The organism is Cnuella takakiae (assembly GCF_001953305.1).
Classification (GTDB): Bacteria; Bacteroidota; Bacteroidia; order Chitinophagales; family Chitinophagaceae; genus Flavisolibacter; species Flavisolibacter takakiae.
Window position 1 is genome coordinate 3,366,956 of the sequence record NZ_MTFE01000010.1, and the last position, 17,986, is coordinate 3,384,941.

The 17,986-nt window shown below is 47.4% G+C and carries 15 protein-coding genes; 9 read left to right on the forward strand and 6 right to left on the reverse strand.

Annotated features, from left to right (window positions below; genetic code table 11):
• Positions 1 to 248 precede the first annotated feature (248 nt).
• The 5 genes from BUE76_RS14675 (at position 249) to BUE76_RS14695 (ending at position 5,339) form a co-directional block, all read left to right on the forward strand.
• Complete coding sequence (locus BUE76_RS14675; RefSeq protein ID WP_073041201.1) at positions 249 to 737, forward strand: hypothetical protein; 489 nt, start codon at positions 249 to 251, stop codon at positions 735 to 737.
• A 15-nt stretch (positions 738 to 752) separates the two neighbouring features.
• The gene (locus BUE76_RS14680; RefSeq protein WP_073041203.1) at positions 753 to 1,952 is read left to right on the forward strand and encodes a DcaP family trimeric outer membrane transporter; all 1,200 of its coding nucleotides are present in this window, start codon (positions 753 to 755) and stop codon (positions 1,950 to 1,952) included.
• Between the two features lie 18 nt (positions 1,953 to 1,970).
• The gene (glsA, locus tag BUE76_RS14685) at positions 1,971 to 3,083 is read left to right on the forward strand and encodes a glutaminase A (protein WP_083596403.1); all 1,113 of its coding nucleotides are present in this window, start codon (positions 1,971 to 1,973) and stop codon (positions 3,081 to 3,083) included.
• 47 nt (positions 3,084 to 3,130) lie between these two features.
• Positions 3,131 to 4,228, forward strand: coding sequence for an amidohydrolase family protein (locus BUE76_RS14690; RefSeq protein ID WP_083596404.1), 1,098 nt, complete (start codon positions 3,131 to 3,133; stop codon positions 4,226 to 4,228).
• Positions 4,229 to 4,484: 256 nt separating this feature from the next.
• Positions 4,485 to 5,339 carry a DUF481 domain-containing protein gene (locus BUE76_RS14695; RefSeq protein ID WP_158069979.1) on the forward strand — a complete coding sequence of 285 codons (855 nt, stop codon included), beginning with the start codon at positions 4,485 to 4,487 and terminating at the stop codon, positions 5,337 to 5,339.
• A 5-nt stretch (positions 5,340 to 5,344) separates the two neighbouring features.
• Here the strand turns inward: BUE76_RS14695 and BUE76_RS14700 are convergent, their stop codons facing one another.
• The 3 genes from BUE76_RS14700 to cysK form a co-directional block, all read right to left on the reverse strand.
• On the reverse strand, positions 5,345 to 6,715 hold the full coding sequence (locus tag BUE76_RS14700; RefSeq protein WP_083596405.1) for a hypothetical protein: 1,371 nt from the start codon (positions 6,713 to 6,715) through the stop codon (positions 5,345 to 5,347).
• 248 nt (positions 6,716 to 6,963) lie between these two features.
• Positions 6,964 to 7,320, reverse strand: coding sequence for a thioredoxin (gene trxA / locus BUE76_RS14705; protein ID WP_073041206.1), 357 nt, complete (start codon positions 7,318 to 7,320; stop codon positions 6,964 to 6,966).
• Positions 7,321 to 7,950: 630 nt separating this feature from the next.
• Positions 7,951 to 8,859, reverse strand: coding sequence for a cysteine synthase A (cysK, locus tag BUE76_RS14710; protein ID WP_073041208.1), 909 nt, complete (start codon positions 8,857 to 8,859; stop codon positions 7,951 to 7,953).
• A 283-nt stretch (positions 8,860 to 9,142) separates the two neighbouring features.
• Between cysK and BUE76_RS14715 the strand changes: the two genes are divergently transcribed.
• The 3 genes from BUE76_RS14715 to BUE76_RS14725 all read left to right on the forward strand — a co-directional run bounded on the left by BUE76_RS14715 (position 9,143) and on the right by BUE76_RS14725 (position 15,267).
• Complete coding sequence (locus BUE76_RS14715; RefSeq protein WP_073041210.1) at positions 9,143 to 10,903, forward strand: sensor histidine kinase; 1,761 nt, start codon at positions 9,143 to 9,145, stop codon at positions 10,901 to 10,903.
• Between the two features lie 763 nt (positions 10,904 to 11,666).
• A complete protein-coding gene (locus BUE76_RS14720) occupies positions 11,667 to 13,253 on the forward strand; it encodes a hypothetical protein (RefSeq protein ID WP_073041212.1) in 1,587 nt (528 codons plus the stop codon).
• A 220-nt stretch (positions 13,254 to 13,473) separates the two neighbouring features.
• Positions 13,474 to 15,267 (forward strand): AMP-dependent synthetase/ligase, encoded by a 1,794-nt coding sequence (locus BUE76_RS14725; RefSeq protein ID WP_073041568.1) that lies wholly within the window; start codon positions 13,474 to 13,476, stop codon positions 15,265 to 15,267.
• Between the two features lie 98 nt (positions 15,268 to 15,365).
• On the opposite strand, the gene BUE76_RS14730 is transcribed toward BUE76_RS14725, so the two are convergent.
• Positions 15,366 to 15,809 (reverse strand): SRPBCC family protein, encoded by a 444-nt coding sequence (locus tag BUE76_RS14730; protein ID WP_073041214.1) that lies wholly within the window; start codon positions 15,807 to 15,809, stop codon positions 15,366 to 15,368.
• Positions 15,810 to 16,098: 289 nt separating this feature from the next.
• Between BUE76_RS14730 and BUE76_RS14735 the strand changes: the two genes are divergently transcribed.
• The gene (locus BUE76_RS14735; RefSeq protein WP_073041215.1) at positions 16,099 to 16,413 is read left to right on the forward strand and encodes a hypothetical protein; all 315 of its coding nucleotides are present in this window, start codon (positions 16,099 to 16,101) and stop codon (positions 16,411 to 16,413) included.
• A gap of 40 nt (positions 16,414 to 16,453) precedes the next feature.
• Here BUE76_RS14735 and BUE76_RS14740 read toward each other — a convergent pair whose 3' ends face one another.
• Both BUE76_RS14740 and BUE76_RS14745 read right to left on the reverse strand, forming a co-directional pair.
• On the reverse strand, positions 16,454 to 17,371 hold the full coding sequence (locus BUE76_RS14740) for a transglutaminase domain-containing protein (protein WP_178371832.1): 918 nt from the start codon (positions 17,369 to 17,371) through the stop codon (positions 16,454 to 16,456).
• Positions 17,372 to 17,576: 205 nt separating this feature from the next.
• Positions 17,577 to 17,960: a hypothetical protein gene (locus BUE76_RS14745; protein WP_073041219.1), complete on the reverse strand. Its 384-nt coding sequence runs from the start codon at positions 17,958 to 17,960 to the stop codon at positions 17,577 to 17,579.
• Between the last annotated feature and the right edge of the window lie 26 nt (positions 17,961 to 17,986).

The following is a 17,986-nucleotide window of genomic DNA, read 5'->3' on the forward strand; positions in this document are numbered from 1 at the left end:
TATGTTGCAAGTAGGTTGTCACAATAAGAGGGTAAGGCACTGAAAAGTAAGGGCAGCAAATGGAAATAGTTTTTGCTACTAGGTGATCACACATCTTGTTGCGCGATTTCAAAATTCAACAACACAACCCACTACTTCGTACCCATTGACAAGGCAGGCCTATTCAACACCAAAGAGTTATAACCTATAGATGCAGCAAACACCTGAACAGTGTCAATACATACTAACTAAACAATCCAGACTGCAACATGAAAAAAGCACTCCTGTTATTACTTCCTTTTCTATCCTTTTTAGTATCCCATGCACAGATGCCCGCCGATGAAATCCAGTTGGTGCAGCAGCTATGGGGCAAAGAAAAGAAAGCAATCATTGGCGACTACCTCCAACTTACAGAAAAGGAAGGTTCAGCATTCTGGCCCCTGTACGACCAATACCAGGTAGCACAGAGCAAAATTTCTGGTGAACGGCTGAACCTGATGGGCAATTATACACGCCAATACAGTACACTGACCGATAAGCAAGCGCAAAACCTGGCAAAGGGCTTTTTGTCGAACAACAAGGCAATGGGCAAGTTGCAGCAGCGCTATTTTAAAAAGATGAGCAAGCAGGTTGGGCCTTTGCAAGCCGCCCGGTTCATGCAGGCAGAAAGCTATATCGATACCAAAATAAAGTCGGCACTTTCCGAATACATACCCTTTATCCGGGAAGGAAAGGCACTTACCAGCAGTGTCCACTAAAATCAAACTAACAATATGAAACACATTTACCTGATAGCTGCCTGCTTATGGACGTTTGGCGGATATGGGCAAAGCAGTACCGCCCAGAAAAGCCTGGACATTTACGGCCATGTTATGACTGATATTGGCTACGACTTCAAACGGGTGAACCCCAGTTGGTTCGACGTGATGCGGCCATCCAAATTACCTGCGGCAAAAGGCGGGAACGGGCCGGATGGTAACATGTATTTCAGCGTCCGGCAAACCCGATTTGGGGTGAAAGGCTACCTGCCAACAAGCCTTGGTGAACTCAAGACCCAGTTTGAATTTGAAATGTTTGGCACCGGGGCGGATGCCGGTCGCACCGCCTTCCGCCTGCGGCATGCCTATGGCGAATTGGGCAAATTTGGCGTGGGCCAAACCAATAGTCCCTTTATGGATGGCGATGTATTTCCCAATTCACTGGAGTACTGGGGTCCGAACGGAATGGTCTTTTTCCGAAATGTCCAGATCAGGTTTATGCCCATCAAAGGGGAAACAAGGCTGACCATTGCACTGGAGCAGCCCGGAGCCAGTTCGGACCAGGGCAATTATGCCGACCGAATCAAACTGCAGAATGTACAGGGCCGCTTCAACCTGCCCGACCTTTCCGCCGAATACCATGTAGCCCAGCCATGGGGGTACGTGGAACTGGCTGGCATTCTGCGTAAAATAGCATGGAAGGACCAACTGGCTGATGGCATAAACCTGAACGGATCGGTACTGGGCTGGGGCCTTAACCTGAGTTCCAATATCAATATTGAAAAAGATGTAATCCGGATGCAGGTGGTTTATGGCGAAGGCATCCAGAATTATATGAACGATGCTCCTGCGGATATTGGCATCCGGAACCAATTTTCGAACCGCACCTCGCCCATCAAGGGGGTAGCCTTACCTGTGTTGGGCCTGGTTGCATTTCTCGACCATTACTGGAATAATAAGTTTACCAGCGCAGTAGGCTTTTCCTCCATGCACATCGACAATTCCAATGGCCAGAACCAGGATGCCTACAAAAGTGGGCAATATGCATTGGCTAACCTCATTTACTACCCGGCGCCTAATTTCCTGTTGGGGGCTGAACTACAGTATGGCGCCCGCCAGAATTACGCCGATGGCTGGAAAACCAACGACCTGAAACTCCAGTTTTCATTCAAGTACAATTTCTCCGAAACATTTCACCATAAAAACAAGGACTGAACCAGCTAAACCATTTGTATGAAAAAGAATCTCTTTTTTACCAGACTTAGCACTTATGCCTGGATATTCCTGCTGCTGGCAAGCACCACCAATGCAGGGGCACAAAGCCGATCAAAGAATGCTGTAAAAACGGTTGCCAATACGCAGGTGCCATCGGGCATGAGCAGCGGTGTTATTGATGCTGCTATTGAAACGGCTTACCTCAAATACCGAGGGTTGAAAGATGGAAAAAATGCCGATTATATTCCTGTGCTGGCAGAAGTAAACCCCGAACTGTTTGGCATTTCGATGGTTACCCTCGATGGCAAAGTGTATGGAAAGGGGGATACCAGTTCACGTTTCTCCATCCAGTCTATTTCCAAAGTATTTACTATGGCCCGCGTCATTGAAGAGCAAGGACCCAAGGCCTTGATGGAAAAAATAGGAGTAGACGCCACCGGGCTTAAGTTCAACTCCATCGCTGCCATCGAACTGCGTAAAGGAAAGGAAATCAACCCGCTGGTAAACCCGGGTGCCATTGCAGCTACCTCCATGATTGGCGGTGCCACCTACGACGAAAAGTGGAATAATATTCTTCAAACCATGAGTGACTTTGCAGGAAGGGAGCTGGCTGTAAACGAACCAGTGTACAAAAGCGAAGCTGCAACCAACCAGCGCAACCAGGCCATTGCCATGCTGTTGTCGGCCTATGAAAGATTGTATTTCGATCCTGCGCAATCAACGGACATCTATACCCGCCAGTGTGCCGTTAACGTAGATGCACGCGACCTGGCGATCATGGCAGCAACCCTTGCCAATGGCGGAACAAATCCGGTAACAGGCAAACGTGTTGTTGCTGCTGAAACGGTGTCCCACACACTTGCGGTAATGGCAACCGCTGGCTTGTACGACGATTCGGGTATTTGGTTGTTCAATGTTGGCCTGCCGGGAAAAAGTGGGGTCGGCGGGGGAATCATTGCCGTGGCTCCGGGCAAGTTTGGCATTGCAGCCTTTTCGCCCAGGCTGGATGAAGCAGGTAATAGTGTGCGGGCACAAAAGTCCATTACAGAAGTGGTAAACCTGCTAAAGGCCAACCAGTTCCTGGTAGAACCCCGTGCGCCTAAATTGGCAGTAAGCCAGGTTTCCCAATAGACAAATATTTATTCAGAAATAGGCCCTCGGGCCGCAACCAAGCTTTTATGCGCAGTCTTCATTTCTTCCTGAGGCTCTGTTTGGGGTGCCTGTGCTTAGGTTTTGCAGGACAAAAAATACATGCCCAAAAAACCACCAAGGAAGATGCTTCGCTGTTTTACGACTCACATTTTCACCTTACCAATTATATACAGAAAGGCCTTGACCAGCAAAGCCTGCTGGCAGTGTTAAGCAACAAAGTGGGCCGCTCTACCCTATTTGGCATCCCCTTGCAGCAGCAATGGTCTTATAGGGTAACCGGCAAAAGGGCACCCACTTATTACCTGGAAACAGATGCGCCGCTTTACTACTATTCGTTTACAGATGCGGCAATTGCCATGTTTTACAAGTCATTGCCCAAGGAACAGCAAACCCGTTTCGATCCGATGATCACGGGATTTAATCCTACCGACATGTATGCCGCCGACCACATCAGGCGGGTGCTGCTCACCTTTCCAGGTGTGTTTTCCGGTATCGGCGAGTTTACCATCCACAAAGAGTTCGTTTCTTCAAAGGTGGCCGGCGACGTTGCCAGCCTCACAGACCCTGCACTGGACAGCATTTTTGAGCTGACGGAAGAAGTTGGCCTGATAAGCATCCTGCACAACGACATTGATAATCCATTTCCAAAAACAAAAGACCAAAACTACTTGGGTGAAGTCAAAGCGCTTTTCCGCAGGCACCCTAATGCGACCATTATTTGGGCGCATATAGGCTTGGGCCGAATCATTCACCCGGTGCAGGACCAGGTGACCCTGGTGGAAGAAATGCTGAATGACCCGGCACTTAAACATGTATTTTTTGACATCTCCTGGGATGAAGTGGCAAAATACCTGGTACAAAGCGATCAAACCGTTCAGGCAGTGGCCGCCCTGATCAACCGATACCCCGACCGGTTTTTATTTGGTACCGATAATGTGGCACCTGCCTCCACCTCGGCTCACCTGAAAGTATATAACCAGTACCAACCATTATGGCAAGCACTTACGCCTAAAGCAAGCGAAATGGTTCGGAAAGGAAATTATCAAAGGCTGTTTGACGAGGCGCGCAGGAAGGTAAGGCTGTGGGAAAGCAAACAAGGATTGGCAGCTATGGCCAATCAATAATATTATGGTTAAGGTTTCAGGTTTATCGGTTAACAAACGCACCCCTCTGGGTGCGTTTGCATATCTGTTGCTTTGTTGGCTTCTCCTTTTAACCATAAATGTAACCGCACAACAAAGTCCAGACAGCCTCCTGTACGGTGTTCCATTTGGCAAAGATTTCCTTCAGCTCAAAAATAACAACCTGCTGTTTGGCCGAATTCGAAAAATCAGCCGCAGTGAATTGCTTTTTGATCCCGACGGGCTAAACGATGTAACCGTGAAGCTCAAGGATATTGCGCAACTGGCCGGGCCATACCACTTTTACCGGATTGAAACCCTGGCAGGTGACCATTTCATCGCACGGCTGTATCCAACAGAAAGTCCTGGCTATACCCTGCTGAAAGGCATATTCCGGGTAGACAGCATTTTGCTGGAACAGGTATACAGTTTAAAACAATGGGAGAAAAACATCTGGCGGGGTTTGGATGGAAAAATCAGCTTCGGGTACTCTTATACAAAGAGCAGCGACATTACCCGCCTCAACTTTAATAACGATTTGAATTATACTGCAGCTAATTGGACCTACGCCCAACAAAGCAGTGCTATTTATACCCTTAATAAGGAAACCATACCCCTCGAGCGAGCCGATGTGCTGACCTCAGCATCCTGGAACTTCAAACCCAAGTGGCTTAATATTTACCGGCTCCAGTACCAACGACAAATAGAAACAGGTGTTGCTTCCCGCTATATTTCGGCCATTGCCGTTGGCCGCAGCCTGCTGCGCAACCGGAACATTAACTGGTCGGCTACAATAGGCATTTCTTTACAAAGAGAAAACCCAACCGACAACTCGCCCACACAAACTCAGGCTGAGGTACCCCTGCTGGTAAACTTCAACCTTTTCCAATGGCTAAAACCTGATGTTGATATAACCGCCTATGCTAATTTTTACTTCAACCTTTCAGAAAAAGGCCGCTACCGTTTGGATCATAAAATCAACCTGGAATATGAACCGGTAAAAGACTTTGTCATTTCCATTCAGTTCTTTTTCAACTACGACAGCAGGCCACCGGCCATAAACACCAGCACCAACGATTTCGGAACAGTACTGAATCTGGGTTTTAAATTCTGAAAACGTCAGAACAGAACTTCGAAAGATGCATGCAGAACGGTTCCCTTTTGATAGAGTGCATAGGGAACAAATAGTCCACCGAAAGCTGCACGATTGAGGTAATTGGCTTCGGTATTCAGCCTGATATTCCGGCTGGCAAATGGGAATATATTGACGCCCACTCCTATTTCGTAGGGCTTGCCATAATCACCAAAAATTTTTGAGAAAGCCAAATAAGACTCCAGCCTTTTTGGTTTCAACTGGTAAGCTACCTGCACCTGCACTGCCTGGTCATCAACTTCCCTAAGGGGCAAGGGAGCGTTCTGGTAAGTTTTAAAGCGATTTAACCAACGGAAATAATACTCGGTATTAATGGCCAAGCCCTTGTACTTAACGGCAGCTTCCAGTGCCAGCATTTTATAATTGAGCTGGTCTACAATTACACCAGGCGCAAATGCATTGGGAGCAAAAGCATTGGTGCCATCCGAAAGGCGGATTGAAGAGTTTTCCAGTGTTTCAGGTTTTGCCACCTGGCCAAAGCGTTCTTCCGTGCTGGTAGTAAAACGGGCGCTGAAAAGGGTTGCCGGTATGGCGTGCAGCTCATAATCATTGAAAGCGCCTGATCTTGGACCAAATTCACCGGTTGTGGGCATCCACCAGATGGCAGTAGAAGAAGTATTGAGCCGTTTGTCGAGCTGGGTAGCATCAATTCCCACCGCATTAATATTATTTGCCAGCATGGTTTTATAATACACCCGGCCTGCGATCTTGCCTTCTGCCCAAATACCCTGCCCATATCCCGGCGCCATATAGGCATCGGCCATTCGGCGATCGGTACCCAAGAACAAGGGCCAATTTCCCATATTGGACCGGTTTCCGGGTAGGGAGCCGATACCACCACCCAGGTTCAGGTGCTCGCTGAAGCGGTAATGCAGCGCCCCGGTAACCTGCACATGCCCCTGCGTACCCTGTATACTACCGCTGGCCCAAAGCGAAAAGCCATACCGCAAACGGGGATCGATGAGCCAGCCTGTAAACCAGGTGAGCGCCCGGTGCATGGTAATGTCCTGGCGGGGATCAACCTGTTGCCTTGCCCCGGTATGGTCCGTAAAACTCCTGTTGGCTGGGTCAACCATCTGGTTGACATACCTGATCAGCATGTAGGCACTGAAGTTGAATTCGCCGTATTTGGTTTTAGCAACCGTAAAGCCTTTACCCGGTGCAAAGCTGCCCCACCCAACCATATTGCTATTCCGGTCGGGAGCCCCCAGGCTGTCCATTATAACTTTGTTAAGCGAGTCTTTACCAGTTAAGGATTTTTGCTCCTGCGAACAGGCATTCACGGCAAGGAACAAAAGCAGCAGGATAGAAAACAACTTGCAGGTAAACTTGAGCATGTTAGGTGGTTGGCAGGTAAGAAGATGAATGCGCCTGCTACTTGCTTTCATTGGTCTGAAAGCCGCAGGTTCCGGTAGTTAAACTATAGCGATCCAACCTGTTGTCCTATTACATGCCACTTACTTGTGTTTTATAATATAAATCCTAAACAAGGTGTTTTAATCTTTACAAAGAACCTAGGTGACTGCACCCAACCTAGGTTAAAGGTTCCTGTAAAAGGGTGAAAACTAGGGAAAGTATAAGGGCACTAGGATCCAACCTGCAACAATTGCCCTTCAAGAGTTCGGCCATCCACCATACCAGCATGTCGCCATATTTGCTGCCCCTTGTTGAAGACTATAAATGTGGGAACGGCCTGAACACCCAACTGGTGAGCTAAGCCCTGGTTTTTATCTATATTGATTTTGAGCACCCGAGCCTTCCCCTGTACGGTTTTACCCAATTGGCTGATGACCGGGTTCATTGCTTTGCAGGGACCACACCAGTCGGCGTAAAAATCGATAAGTACCGGCAATGGCCCATTAATGATCTGTTGGAGGCTTTCCATTTTAGTTTTTTTATGTGATTCAGCTTGTTGCTGATGATACTTAAGGGGTGACGTCATTCAACAGCATATGCAAATCAGTTTTGATTCGACTGCTTAATGCAGGTATTTAAACCAAAAAAGTATGGCTTGACAAGTGTTTTGCTTGCATGTTCATACTCACCTGCCTAAAAGAACAAAGGCCATTCCAAAGGCCCTAATATGCATCTATGACCAAATGGTTATGGAAACAAGGCCAAAAAGTCAGTGTCGCTAATGCATGCTACAAAGTAAATAAGGGAATTGCCCATGGAAGGCATAAAAAACAGCCTGGAACTTAAGGGTCTTTTTCCCTAGAAAAGAACAGGGTCTTACTAGATTTTCAAATCAGGGGGAAGAGTGTAAATGCCCCAAATATTATTTGCCATTCCCATATAAACGGGTAGGACAAACAAATTAAATATGGAACAACTTTGTCCCGTTTACCAGTTATCTGTTTTGATCTGCCTAAAAGAATATCACATGGTAAACTGAGTGTAGTTCAACGCCAATTGGCCACTTAGGTTTTACCTTAAAAAGAAAGAAGGCCACGTAGGCTGCCTGCATTCCTTGTTCTGGATTCTTCCGGATTTCCTGGCGGGCAACAATAGGAAGAATGCAACAGTCAGTGGCCTTCGGTTTGGAAAGGGAGCAGCTTGCTGCTCCCTTTTATTAGTATAGCCCTTCCACGGAAAGGTAGCGTTCGCCGGTGTCGTAGTTGAACGTAAGTACAGTTGCTCCAATAGGCAAATCCCCCAGCTTTTGTGCTACCGCAGCCAGTGATGCCCCGGTAGAAATACCTGCAAGAATACCTTCTTGCTTCGCCAACTGTTGTGCGTAAGAAAAAGCTGCATCTTTTTCTACCTGTACTACGCCGTCCAAAATGGCAGCATTTAAAATGGGGGGAACAAATCCTGCCCCGATACCCTGCAATGGGTGCGGTGATGGTGCTCCGCCACTCAATACAGGCGATAATTCAGGTTCAACTGCAAAAACCTGGAGGGAAGGAAACCTTTCTTTTAATACTTCGGCAACCCCGGTAATGTGCCCACCAGTGCCCACGCCGGTGATCAGGTAATCGATGCCACCCGGGAAATCTGCCAGGATTTCTTGCGCCGTTGTGCGGCGGTGTATGGCCGCATTGGCTTCGTTGTCAAACTGCTGGGGAATCCAGCCGCCTGGTGTTTCAGCGGCAAGTTCCTTGGCCTTTTCAATAGCTCCCTTCATGCCTTTTTCTCTGGGAGTCAGCACAAGGTCGGCGCCATAAGCCGCCATAAGCCGCCGTCTTTCAATACTCATACTTTCAGGCATCACCAGCACAATGCGGTAACCTTTTACCGCAGCTACCAGCGCCAGCCCAATCCCGGTATTACCTGAAGTAGGTTCTATAATGACGCTATCCTGATGAAGGATTCCTTTAGCTTCAGCATCTTCAACCATAGCCAGGGCAATCCGGTCTTTGATGCTGGATCCCGGGTTGGTGCGCTCCAGTTTCATCCATACCTGGTGATCGGGAAACAAACGGGAAAGAAGAACATGCGGCGTGCCGCCAATGGTGTCCAGGATATTTGCTGCTTTCATAGCTACAATAATGTCAAATGTTAAGGCGGCTAAGGTAAGTAGCAATACAGGAGTCCACAATAACGATAGACTTGAAATGACCAAGATCATATGGCAGGGAAATTGAACAGGCAAATGGGAAATGGCACCTTATGAAAGCCTTTCCGCACCTTAGGTATAAACCATTATTTCGCCGAAATTTTCTGCTACATTGGTCATCATTAGCACCTGCTGCAATGAATTATTGTTTTCTTTGTTATGATCCAATTTCCGGGATAGCAAGCTGTTACCGAAAAACCAATCCATGAGCAAAAAAACCCTCATATTGCTTGGCACTTCCTTCCTGCTATTTATGGTAGCTGCCATCATCCGCTTTATTTCCTTCACGGAACTAAGGGCTTATATCAGGGAAGTTGAATGCTCCAGGGAACTGATTGTCTCACTTGAAAAACTCTCCACCCACCTTAAAAGCGCACAAATTTATGCTGGCGATACAACCAACGGTGCGATGTACAATTTCTTTGTAAACAATCGCAACGAAATAAGGCTGATCCCGCAAGACCTGGAGAAAATAGGTAAAATCGTAAAAGACCACCGCCCCAAGCAGCAAAAGCAATGGGAAATGGTGGGAGCCACGGTTAAAGAACAATTGCCCCTTTTGCAACAGTATAACCTGAGTAAACTTGCCAATATGCCTGGTACCGGAGGCCTGGGTGCACTGTTGCGGATCAATACTTCCATCGCCTATATGGTGCAACAGGAAGAGGCGGAACTGCAAGGGAAACGCCAACACCTCATTGCAGCACAGGAATGGAACGATGGCGTTTCGCTTGCCCTGGTGCTGATTGCCTTACTTATTTTTGGTATCACCTTTACGCACAACCTAAGATTATCCCGGAAAGAGCGCTGGCTGGAAGGTTTTCTTTCATCCGTACTCGACACCTCAAGAGCAGGTATCGTTTCTTATAAGGCCATACGCCAGCAAAACACCATAGAAAAGTTTTCTGTAGCTTACCGCAACGATGCCGCAGGGCCCCTTATTGAAGCCATCGATTTATCTGATAATGAAATAGACCAGCGCTTTGAGCAGTTTGTTAAGGAAGCAAAGCTTTTTCGCCATTTTGTAGCTGTGGTGGAAAATGACCAGAACCAGGAAATGGAAATTGCCTACCAGGCAGGAGAAAAACAAATCTGGCTGCAATTGCTGCTGGCAAAAAGGGATGACGGTGTCACCCTTTCCATGCATGATATCAGTGCCATCAAGCAGTACCAGGAAGACCTGAAAACATCTATTACCGAGCTGGAGCGCTCCAATTCCGAACTGGAGCAGTACGCTTATGCCGCCAGTCACGACTTGCAGGAGCCGCTGCGTAAGATCACTACGTTCGCCCACATGCTGCAGGACACCCAGTCTGAAAACCTGAACGAAAAAGGCAGGCAGTATATCCAAAAGATCATTGCATCAACATCCCGAATGACCACGCTGATCCGTGACCTGCTCAATTTCTCCAGCCTGAAGCAAAAAGACCATTTTGAAAACCTGGATCTTAATGATGTGCTGGAAAGCGTGTTGCAGGATCTGGAACTAGCCATACAGCAAAAAGAAGTTCGCATCTCCGCAGAACATTTACCCGAAATAGAAGCCATTCCGCTGCAGATGCACCAACTGTTTTACAACCTGCTGACCAATGCCGTAAAATTTGCCAGTCCCAACCGCAAACCCGAAATCAGGATTACCTGCGGTACCCTCCCACATGAGCAAAAAGAGCGCTTTGGCCTCAATCCACAACTTTCTTACCTGCAGTTAATGGTGGCGGATAACGGAATTGGGTTCGACCGTCAACATGCCAACCAAATATTTGGTTTGTTCAAGCGCCTCAACAACAAAGAGCTGTACACCGGCTCAGGCATTGGGCTGGCCTTGTGTAAGCGGGTTATGGACAACCACCAGGGGCTCATCTTTGCCGAAAGTGAAGAAGGCATGGGTGCCCGGTTTTACCTGCTGCTGCCCACCAGCCAGCACCAAAACCTTGCACCCCTGGCTTCCCTTAAAAAGTCTGCATAAAAAAATCCTCCTTCAGAGGGAAGGAGGATCGTCACGGCTATCGTATCGAATTACCTCGGTACGAACTACAGTCTTCCGTTGTACATCAACTTATTAGGGGTACCAGATTGTTCAGGATTGGATTCAAAACGGGCTATCGCACATTGCAGACAAAAAATTTGCCTGTTGATCGATTACAAAGCTAAGGATTGAATTAGTGCGAGTTACTGATTATAAAAGTTAGATTGACACTTATGGAAGGCAATTTTCCAAAATCGTATTATCACGAAGTAGTTGTACGGATACGACAGGATTTAGTGAGGCTGATTGGTGTGAATGAAAAATTGCCAGTGAGCCTTTCCTTAAGCCTTTCTCTCCCAGGTAACACAACCCTATCTTCCTGTGCCTCAGGCCACCTATTGCAGGGCAGCCTCTTAATTATTAAAAAAATTTGCTGAGTTTGCTGAAGAGATTATCTTCGATCCGCAATTGCAACAAAAAGCCCACTGTGGAAACAGCGGGCGACTAACGATTGCTTGCCATATGAAAGAGTTACACTAATCTTTTTCTTTGCTGCCTTGCAGCTTTCGACCTGGGCGGCTGACGATTCTTACCATATTCACTTTCGATTGCCTGCCGTATGTTATTTCCAGATGTCTAATGCAAATCTAAAGCGCGATTTTTCCCAAGGAGAATCAATTTAATTTACCGGCTATCATTTCAAAGTACCCTGAAGGTAGCCGGAACGCAGTACAGGCTTGCATTTGCGGATTATTTTAACATTATGTCCAACCGAACTTCAGATACACTTTTTCAACTGATCCACTCCCTGGAAAAATCAGAAAAGAGGCATTTCAAGCTCTATATCAAACGCAGTTCTGCAAAAGAGGACCTGAAGATCATCCAGCTTTTTGATGCGTTAGACAAAATGAGTGAGTACGATGAGCGGCTTCTGTTGAAAAAATTACCCGGAACGGAAAAACCACAGCTGTCCAATCTTAAAACACACCTGTACAAACAGGTACTGGCCTCACTGCGTTTGCTGAAACGCACTGATAATATCGATTTTGAACTGAACGAACAGCTGGAATATGCCCGCATCCTTTATTACAAAGGCCTTTACCTGCAAAGCCTGAAAATTCTGGACAAGGTAAAAGAACAGGCACAGCTCTATTTCCAGGACAGCATCCTGATGCAGGTGATATCGCTGGAAAAAAAGATTGAGAACCTCCACATTACCCGTAGCATCCAGCACAAGGCCGATGAACTGGCAGCCGAATCGAACGGCGTGCACGAACGCCGCTGGATGATAACCCAGCTCTCCAATCTTTCACTCCAGCTGTATAGCTGGTATGTAAAGAACGGGCACGCCCGCAACGAGGAAGATGAGAAAGATGTGCGGGTGTTTTTCCGTTCTACCCTGCCGCGCAACGCACACAAGCATTCCGGCTTTTACGAAAGGCTTTACCTGTACCAGAGCTATTGCTGGTATGCCTTTATTCGCCAGGATTTTCTGATGTATTACCGTTATACTCAAAAATGGGTAGACCTATTCCACGAGTTTCCCAACATGATTAATGTGGAAGCAGGGCATTACATCAAAGGCCTGCACAACCTGATCAATGCGCATTTCGACCTGCGCAACGACCAGATGTTTGAAGCAACCCTAAAAGTGTTGGAAGACTTTGCGGCTTCATCTTTTGTGCAACACCACGAGAACTTCCGCATCCAGACCTTTGTGTATATCAAACAGGCGAAAATCAACAAGCATTTTATGCAGGGCAGCTTCAAGGAAGGTTTGGAACTGGTTCCCCTGCTTGAGGAAAAGCTGTCGGAGTACAGCCTGTTCCTTGACACGCACCGGATCCTGGTGTTTAACTACAAAATTGCCAGCCTTTATTTTGGCTCGGGCGATTACAGCACATCCATCGATTACCTGCAAAGGATCATCAACGATAATGTAGACCTTCGAACCGATCTGCAATGTTACTCGAGGCTGCTTCACCTGATGGCGCATTACGAGTTGGGCAATTTCGACATCATCGAGTCGCTTACCAAGTCGGTGTACCGGTTTATGGCCAAGATGAAAAACCTGACAGTTGTTGAAGAGGAGATGTTCCGGTTTTTGCGCTCCTCATTCCACCTGTCGCGCCGGCAGTTGAAGCCCGAAATGGAAGCGTTCCTGCAAAAGATCAAACACCTGGAAAAAAACCGTTTTGAAACCCGCTCTTTTGCCTACCTCGATGTGATTTCGTGGGTGGAAAGCAAGGTGCACCAAAAGCCCATGTCCGAAGTCATCCGCGAAAAATACCTCGCCCGTAAAAAGCGCCGTTACCACCCAACATTGCAACCCGATTTTTCCAAAACCTAAATATTTTGGCACACGGGTTGCTCCATTTTCATAAAGGCTGTTTTCTTATTGTTTCATTCGTTTTTCGTTTTATTCTTTCAGAGCAACAGCCCAAACAGTTTCAGGACCTTACGGTTTTGTAACTGTACAGAGGGGGCAGCAAAGGCTGCTCCCTTTTTTATTGCCTGCTGCTACAAGGCTGGCCTGTATATTTCTATTTATTGAATTGGAGAAAGGACTTATGGCCTACAGTGAACCCACCCGTTTATTTGACCTGGTTGATTATCAACTGGCCAGGTTTCCGCTGCCCGATATGCTGGCCGCTGTTGAAGAGGGCTCGTGGCGCCGGTACGCTACGCAGGAAGTAAAAGATACTGCGCAACAGCTTGCAGCGGCTTTCCACCATTGCGGCATTGGCTGGCAGGACGGCACTTCAGAAGGTCGCAATAAAGTAGCGGTTATCAGCGGCAACAGACCCGAATGGATCATCCTGGACCTGGCTGTGCAACAGGCTGGTGCCGTACTCGTGCCCATTTACCCTACTGTTCATGCAGCAGAACTACAGTATATTCTCGACCATGCAGGCGTATCCATTCTTTTTGTTGAAAACAATGTGCTGGCGCAAAAAGCAGCCGCACTCATGCCCATGCTGCCCGGCCTGAAGTCCATTTATACTTTTGAAAAAACAGGTAGCTTTCGCCACTGGCAGTACCTGCTGGAGAAACATACACCTGCGGATATAGCGGCCGTTCAGGATATCAGCCGCAGTATCCAACCCACAGATTTGGCTACCATCATTTATACTTCTGGCACTACGGGAACGCCCAAAGGTGTAATGCTTTCGCACCGGAACATTTTAAGTGATGTGATTAGCTGCCATCCGCTCGTTGCCGATGTAGGCATTGAGGGTGACAAAGTGCTCAGTTTTCTGCCCCTGAACCACGCCTTTGAACGTTGTGCCAATTACCTGTACTTCTACTCGGGTGCGTCGGTGTACTATGCCCAAAGCACCGCTACCATTGCCGAAGACCTTAGGTATGTGCAACCGGTATTGTTCACCACGGTGCCGCGCTTACTGGAAAAGGTATATGAAACCATTTTGAGCAAGGGCGCCCAGCTAACGGGAATCAAAAAAAACTTGTTTGACTGGTCGGTAAGGTTGGCGGAGCAATACGAGATCAATACATCTTTACCGCTTACTTATCGGGCACAACTGGCACTTGCCGATAAACTAATTTTTAATAAATGGCGTGCAGCAATGGGTGGCAGGGTTAAAGCAGTTATTACCGGGGCTGCAGCCTGCCAGGTAAAACTGCTCCGTTCCTTTTCGGCAGCTGGGATTGTCATCATGGAAGGGTACGGCCTGACGGAAGCCGCACCTGTTGTAAGCGGCAACCGCTACCCTGCCAAAGGCCGGAAATTTGGTACCGTAGGCCCTCCCTTGGAAAATATAGAAGTGGACTTTGCTGCGGATGGCGAGCTGCTGATAAAGGGCGCTAATGTAATGATGGGTTACTATAAAAAACCTGACCAAACGGCCGAAGTGCTGCGGGATGGATGGTTGTATACGGGTGATATAGCAGTACTGGAAGAAGGGAAATTTCTGAAAATTACCGACCGCAAAAAAGAACTGTTTAAAACCAGCGGCGGCAAATATGTGGCGCCCCAACCCATTGAAAACAGCATGGTACAAAGTCGCTGGATAGAACAAATGATGGTCACCGGGGCGGGTGAAAAGTTTGTTTCTGCCCTGATTGTTCCGGCATTCAATGCCATTAAAGAATGGTACGCGGCAAAAGGCCAGTCTTACCCTGGAAATGATGTTGCCGTAAAAGATGAAGCGATTCACAAGATCATTCAAAAGGAAGTGCAGCAGTTTAACCAGCACTTCAACCCGGTGGAACAGGTCAAGAAGTTCCTGCTCTTGCCCTCGGAATGGACCATTGAAACAGGTGAACTAACGCATACCCTGAAACTCAAACGGAGGCAAATCCTGGAAAAGTATGGGCACCTGGTGGCCCAGCTTTATGCTTAACAGGCAAGTGCATGTAATATGGGTTGCCCAATAAACGGCACTAGTTGGTAAAACATGAGCCGTTTATTGGGCAACCCTATTTTTATGGAATTAAAGCTTTACGATTTGCCGCTCAAGTAAGTCTTTAATTCCTCCAGCGATTTTTCCCATCCTTCCCGGTGGGGTTGTACTGCTTCTTCGCTGCCGAAATTTTCCTGCTGGACTTCCAGCCGACTACCTGAGCCGGCAGGTTCAAAACGGATGTGCAGCTTATAATCACCATTGCCTACGGGCTGATGCGGCAGGTGCCAGATCCAGCTGTAATCCAAAGCCTTATTGGGTTCCACGTGCTCGTATGTGCCGCTGATCTCTATGTTTTCGGTAGTGGTACCGGTATTAAACAGGTATTGCACCTTGCCGCCTTCCTGTACATTGTTTTCAACCGAAACCAACTGGTTGCCCATTGGATGCCACCATTGTTTTAAATCTTCCGGGCTGGTCCATGCTTCGTACAGCCTTTCGGGGGAAACTGGAAATTCCTTGGAAATGGAAAGTGTTTGCATTGTTTACGTTTTCCTATCCTGCCAAACAATCAAGCCAAAAGCTTTTATGTTTCTTTCAAACAATTTTGTCAAATGTTCACCCCATCCTTTTCATACATTCCTTAACAAAAACAACTATTGCTTTACCAGGCCAATAGCCCTGTTGCCGATACTCCGCAATTTTTTGCTTAAGTAACAAGGAGAAGCAGGTAAACTCAATATATGATTGATATGGGAATGCTATTAAGATCCAAGTTACCCGAACGGAAAAATCAATGGGGGCTTATCTTTGCAGGCCAAAGGATAAAAAATGGTACCCTGCATTTGCATCAACGACGAAGGAAGACCTGCTGAAATACCTGCTGACAAGTGGGTTAAAAAGGATGATCAATACCGGATTACCCATGTTTACTTTCATCCCAACCAAGGCGGGATACAGGGATGTACCCTGTATGAAAAGCCACTGGATGAAACCTGTAAGCCCTACGAGACCTTTAAATTGTCCCGCTTTGCCATTCACCACGATGATCTGGAAGCTTTTATCGAGCTCTGCAAAATGTGCTCGGAACTAAACGAACTGGAAATCGAAAAACTCATTGAGGAATCTGAACTCCAGACGGTATAAGGCTAAGCCTTCAAATAATAGCGGGAAATAGTTCCCGCTATTATTTTGCGGTACCTGCAACAGGGGATGGCTTTACCTGCAGACGGTACTGCAGGATACTTTCTCCTCCATATACCACGTACAGCCAGCGGATTTCGGGTGTTTGTACCACGTAAGATAGTTTCACCTTTCTTCCCGAAGCCTGAAAAGGCTGCTCCGGGTAATTGCGCCACACCGGTCCTGTATGCAACCGGGGATCGCCAAAGGGCCGGTCCCAGATTTCTATTGGGTAGCCCGGCATATTTGATTCCAGTTCAAAGTGCAGGGTATCGCCTACCTCTGCCTCAAGAATACCTTCGTAGGGTGCATACCCAATAATATGCTGCCGCACATAACCTGAATGGCGGAAGGGACTTCGGTTAAATTCAGGTAATTGCTGCAATTGGGGCAGCAAGGTCCAGAAAGGATCTTCGGGGTAATGGTCTTCAATAAATTGCTGGGGGGCTGCAAGGAAGTAACGGTTATCGTAGCTGCGGATAAAGGTGTCGCCAAAATAGCCCACATAACCTGCCGCCCAGGTAGCATCTACTAAGTACCAATTGTTTTCGATCATTACCGCATTCCAGGAATGGTTGGAACGAAAACCCCGGTTGCTGCTGCCACGGGCATAGCCCGTAACCACTTCGGCCTTTATGCCTGCATATTGGCAAAGCGTTTTGAACAGGCGGGCATAGCCATCACAAACAGCTTCCCTTTTGGCCAGAACGTTTTCTGCCACCCGTTCATCCAGGGGTTTTAATACACTGCTGGTATCTTCCTCTGCCAGGGACCGAACCCGCCAGGCCGGTGTTACTGAGATACGGGACGCTACTTTATAACTGATATTCCCTGTTACCCAATGAAAAAGTGCAGTCACTTTTTCCCTTTCGGTGACCAGTCCTTGCGTGATTTCTGCGGCCTTGGCAGCAACGGGTGTCATGGCCACCTGGGTAGCAAAGCGAGCTTGCACCTGCTGGGCAGCAAGGGAATTGGCTAAAAAGGTAATAAAGATAAGTATTCGGAAACGGAACATATTGCAGCAATCCAAAGGACGAAAGGTTATGGAGAACAGGTTGCATCTCCCCTATTTAATTTAGAGATGTTCTACCGGTTCTCCTGTTTCAAACTTTGCCGCGCAGCTCCATTTACCACCCGCCCAACTCTTCCTGTTCTTCCTTTTTGAGTTGGGCATGCCTGTTTACACCCAGGTTGTTTAGCGCCAGCAAAGTCATGGAATTAAACGAAGGCCGCCAAACTTCGGTTTGGCTGTCCAGCAAAACTACCCGTACGTTCAGTCCAAATTCCTGTTTAAGTTGGTGGGCCACTTCACTGGCAGTAAACCAGGACTTTATATTGAACACACCCGGTTCATGTTTTCTGCGAACCTGCTCCAGGTGGTATTCGCCACTGAGCGGAAGTTCCTCTTTTTTTACGGCATCAAAAACCTGCAGGTGGAGGTTTGGAAAACATTTATTAAAGCGATACTGAAGGTCGCTTACTGAACGCCAGTCGTCAATTTCGAGTAGCATGGAACAGCATTTTAATATGGAAGGGA

Excerpts from the sequence above, each read along its gene's own strand:
- BUE76_RS14675 (WP_073041201.1), top strand. The coding sequence starts at position 249 with ATGAAAAAAGCACTCCTGTTATTACTTCCTTTTCTATCCTTTTTAGTA.
- BUE76_RS14735 (WP_073041215.1), top strand. The coding sequence starts at position 16,099 with ATGGTACCCTGCATTTGCATCAACGACGAAGGAAGACCTGCTGAAATA.
- BUE76_RS14700 (WP_083596405.1), bottom strand. The coding sequence starts at position 6,715 with ATGCTCAAGTTTACCTGCAAGTTGTTTTCTATCCTGCTGCTTTTGTTC.
- BUE76_RS14680 (WP_073041203.1), top strand. The coding sequence starts at position 753 with ATGAAACACATTTACCTGATAGCTGCCTGCTTATGGACGTTTGGCGGA.
- BUE76_RS14690 (WP_083596404.1), top strand. The coding sequence starts at position 3,131 with ATGCGCAGTCTTCATTTCTTCCTGAGGCTCTGTTTGGGGTGCCTGTGC.
- cysK (WP_073041208.1), bottom strand. The coding sequence starts at position 8,859 with ATGAAAGCAGCAAATATCCTGGACACCATTGGCGGCACGCCGCATGTT.
- trxA (WP_073041206.1), bottom strand. The coding sequence starts at position 7,320 with ATGACGTCACCCCTTAAGTATCATCAGCAACAAGCTGAATCACATAAA.
- BUE76_RS14720 (WP_073041212.1), top strand. The coding sequence starts at position 11,667 with ATGTCCAACCGAACTTCAGATACACTTTTTCAACTGATCCACTCCCTG.
- BUE76_RS14745 (WP_073041219.1), bottom strand. The coding sequence starts at position 17,960 with ATGCTACTCGAAATTGACGACTGGCGTTCAGTAAGCGACCTTCAGTAT.
- glsA (WP_083596403.1), top strand. The coding sequence starts at position 1,971 with ATGAAAAAGAATCTCTTTTTTACCAGACTTAGCACTTATGCCTGGATA.
- BUE76_RS14740 (WP_178371832.1), bottom strand. The coding sequence starts at position 17,371 with ATGACACCCGTTGCTGCCAAGGCCGCAGAAATCACGCAAGGACTGGTC.
- BUE76_RS14730 (WP_073041214.1), bottom strand. The coding sequence starts at position 15,809 with ATGCAAACACTTTCCATTTCCAAGGAATTTCCAGTTTCCCCCGAAAGG.
- BUE76_RS14715 (WP_073041210.1), top strand. The coding sequence starts at position 9,143 with ATGAGCAAAAAAACCCTCATATTGCTTGGCACTTCCTTCCTGCTATTT.
- BUE76_RS14725 (WP_073041568.1), top strand. The coding sequence starts at position 13,474 with ATGGCCTACAGTGAACCCACCCGTTTATTTGACCTGGTTGATTATCAA.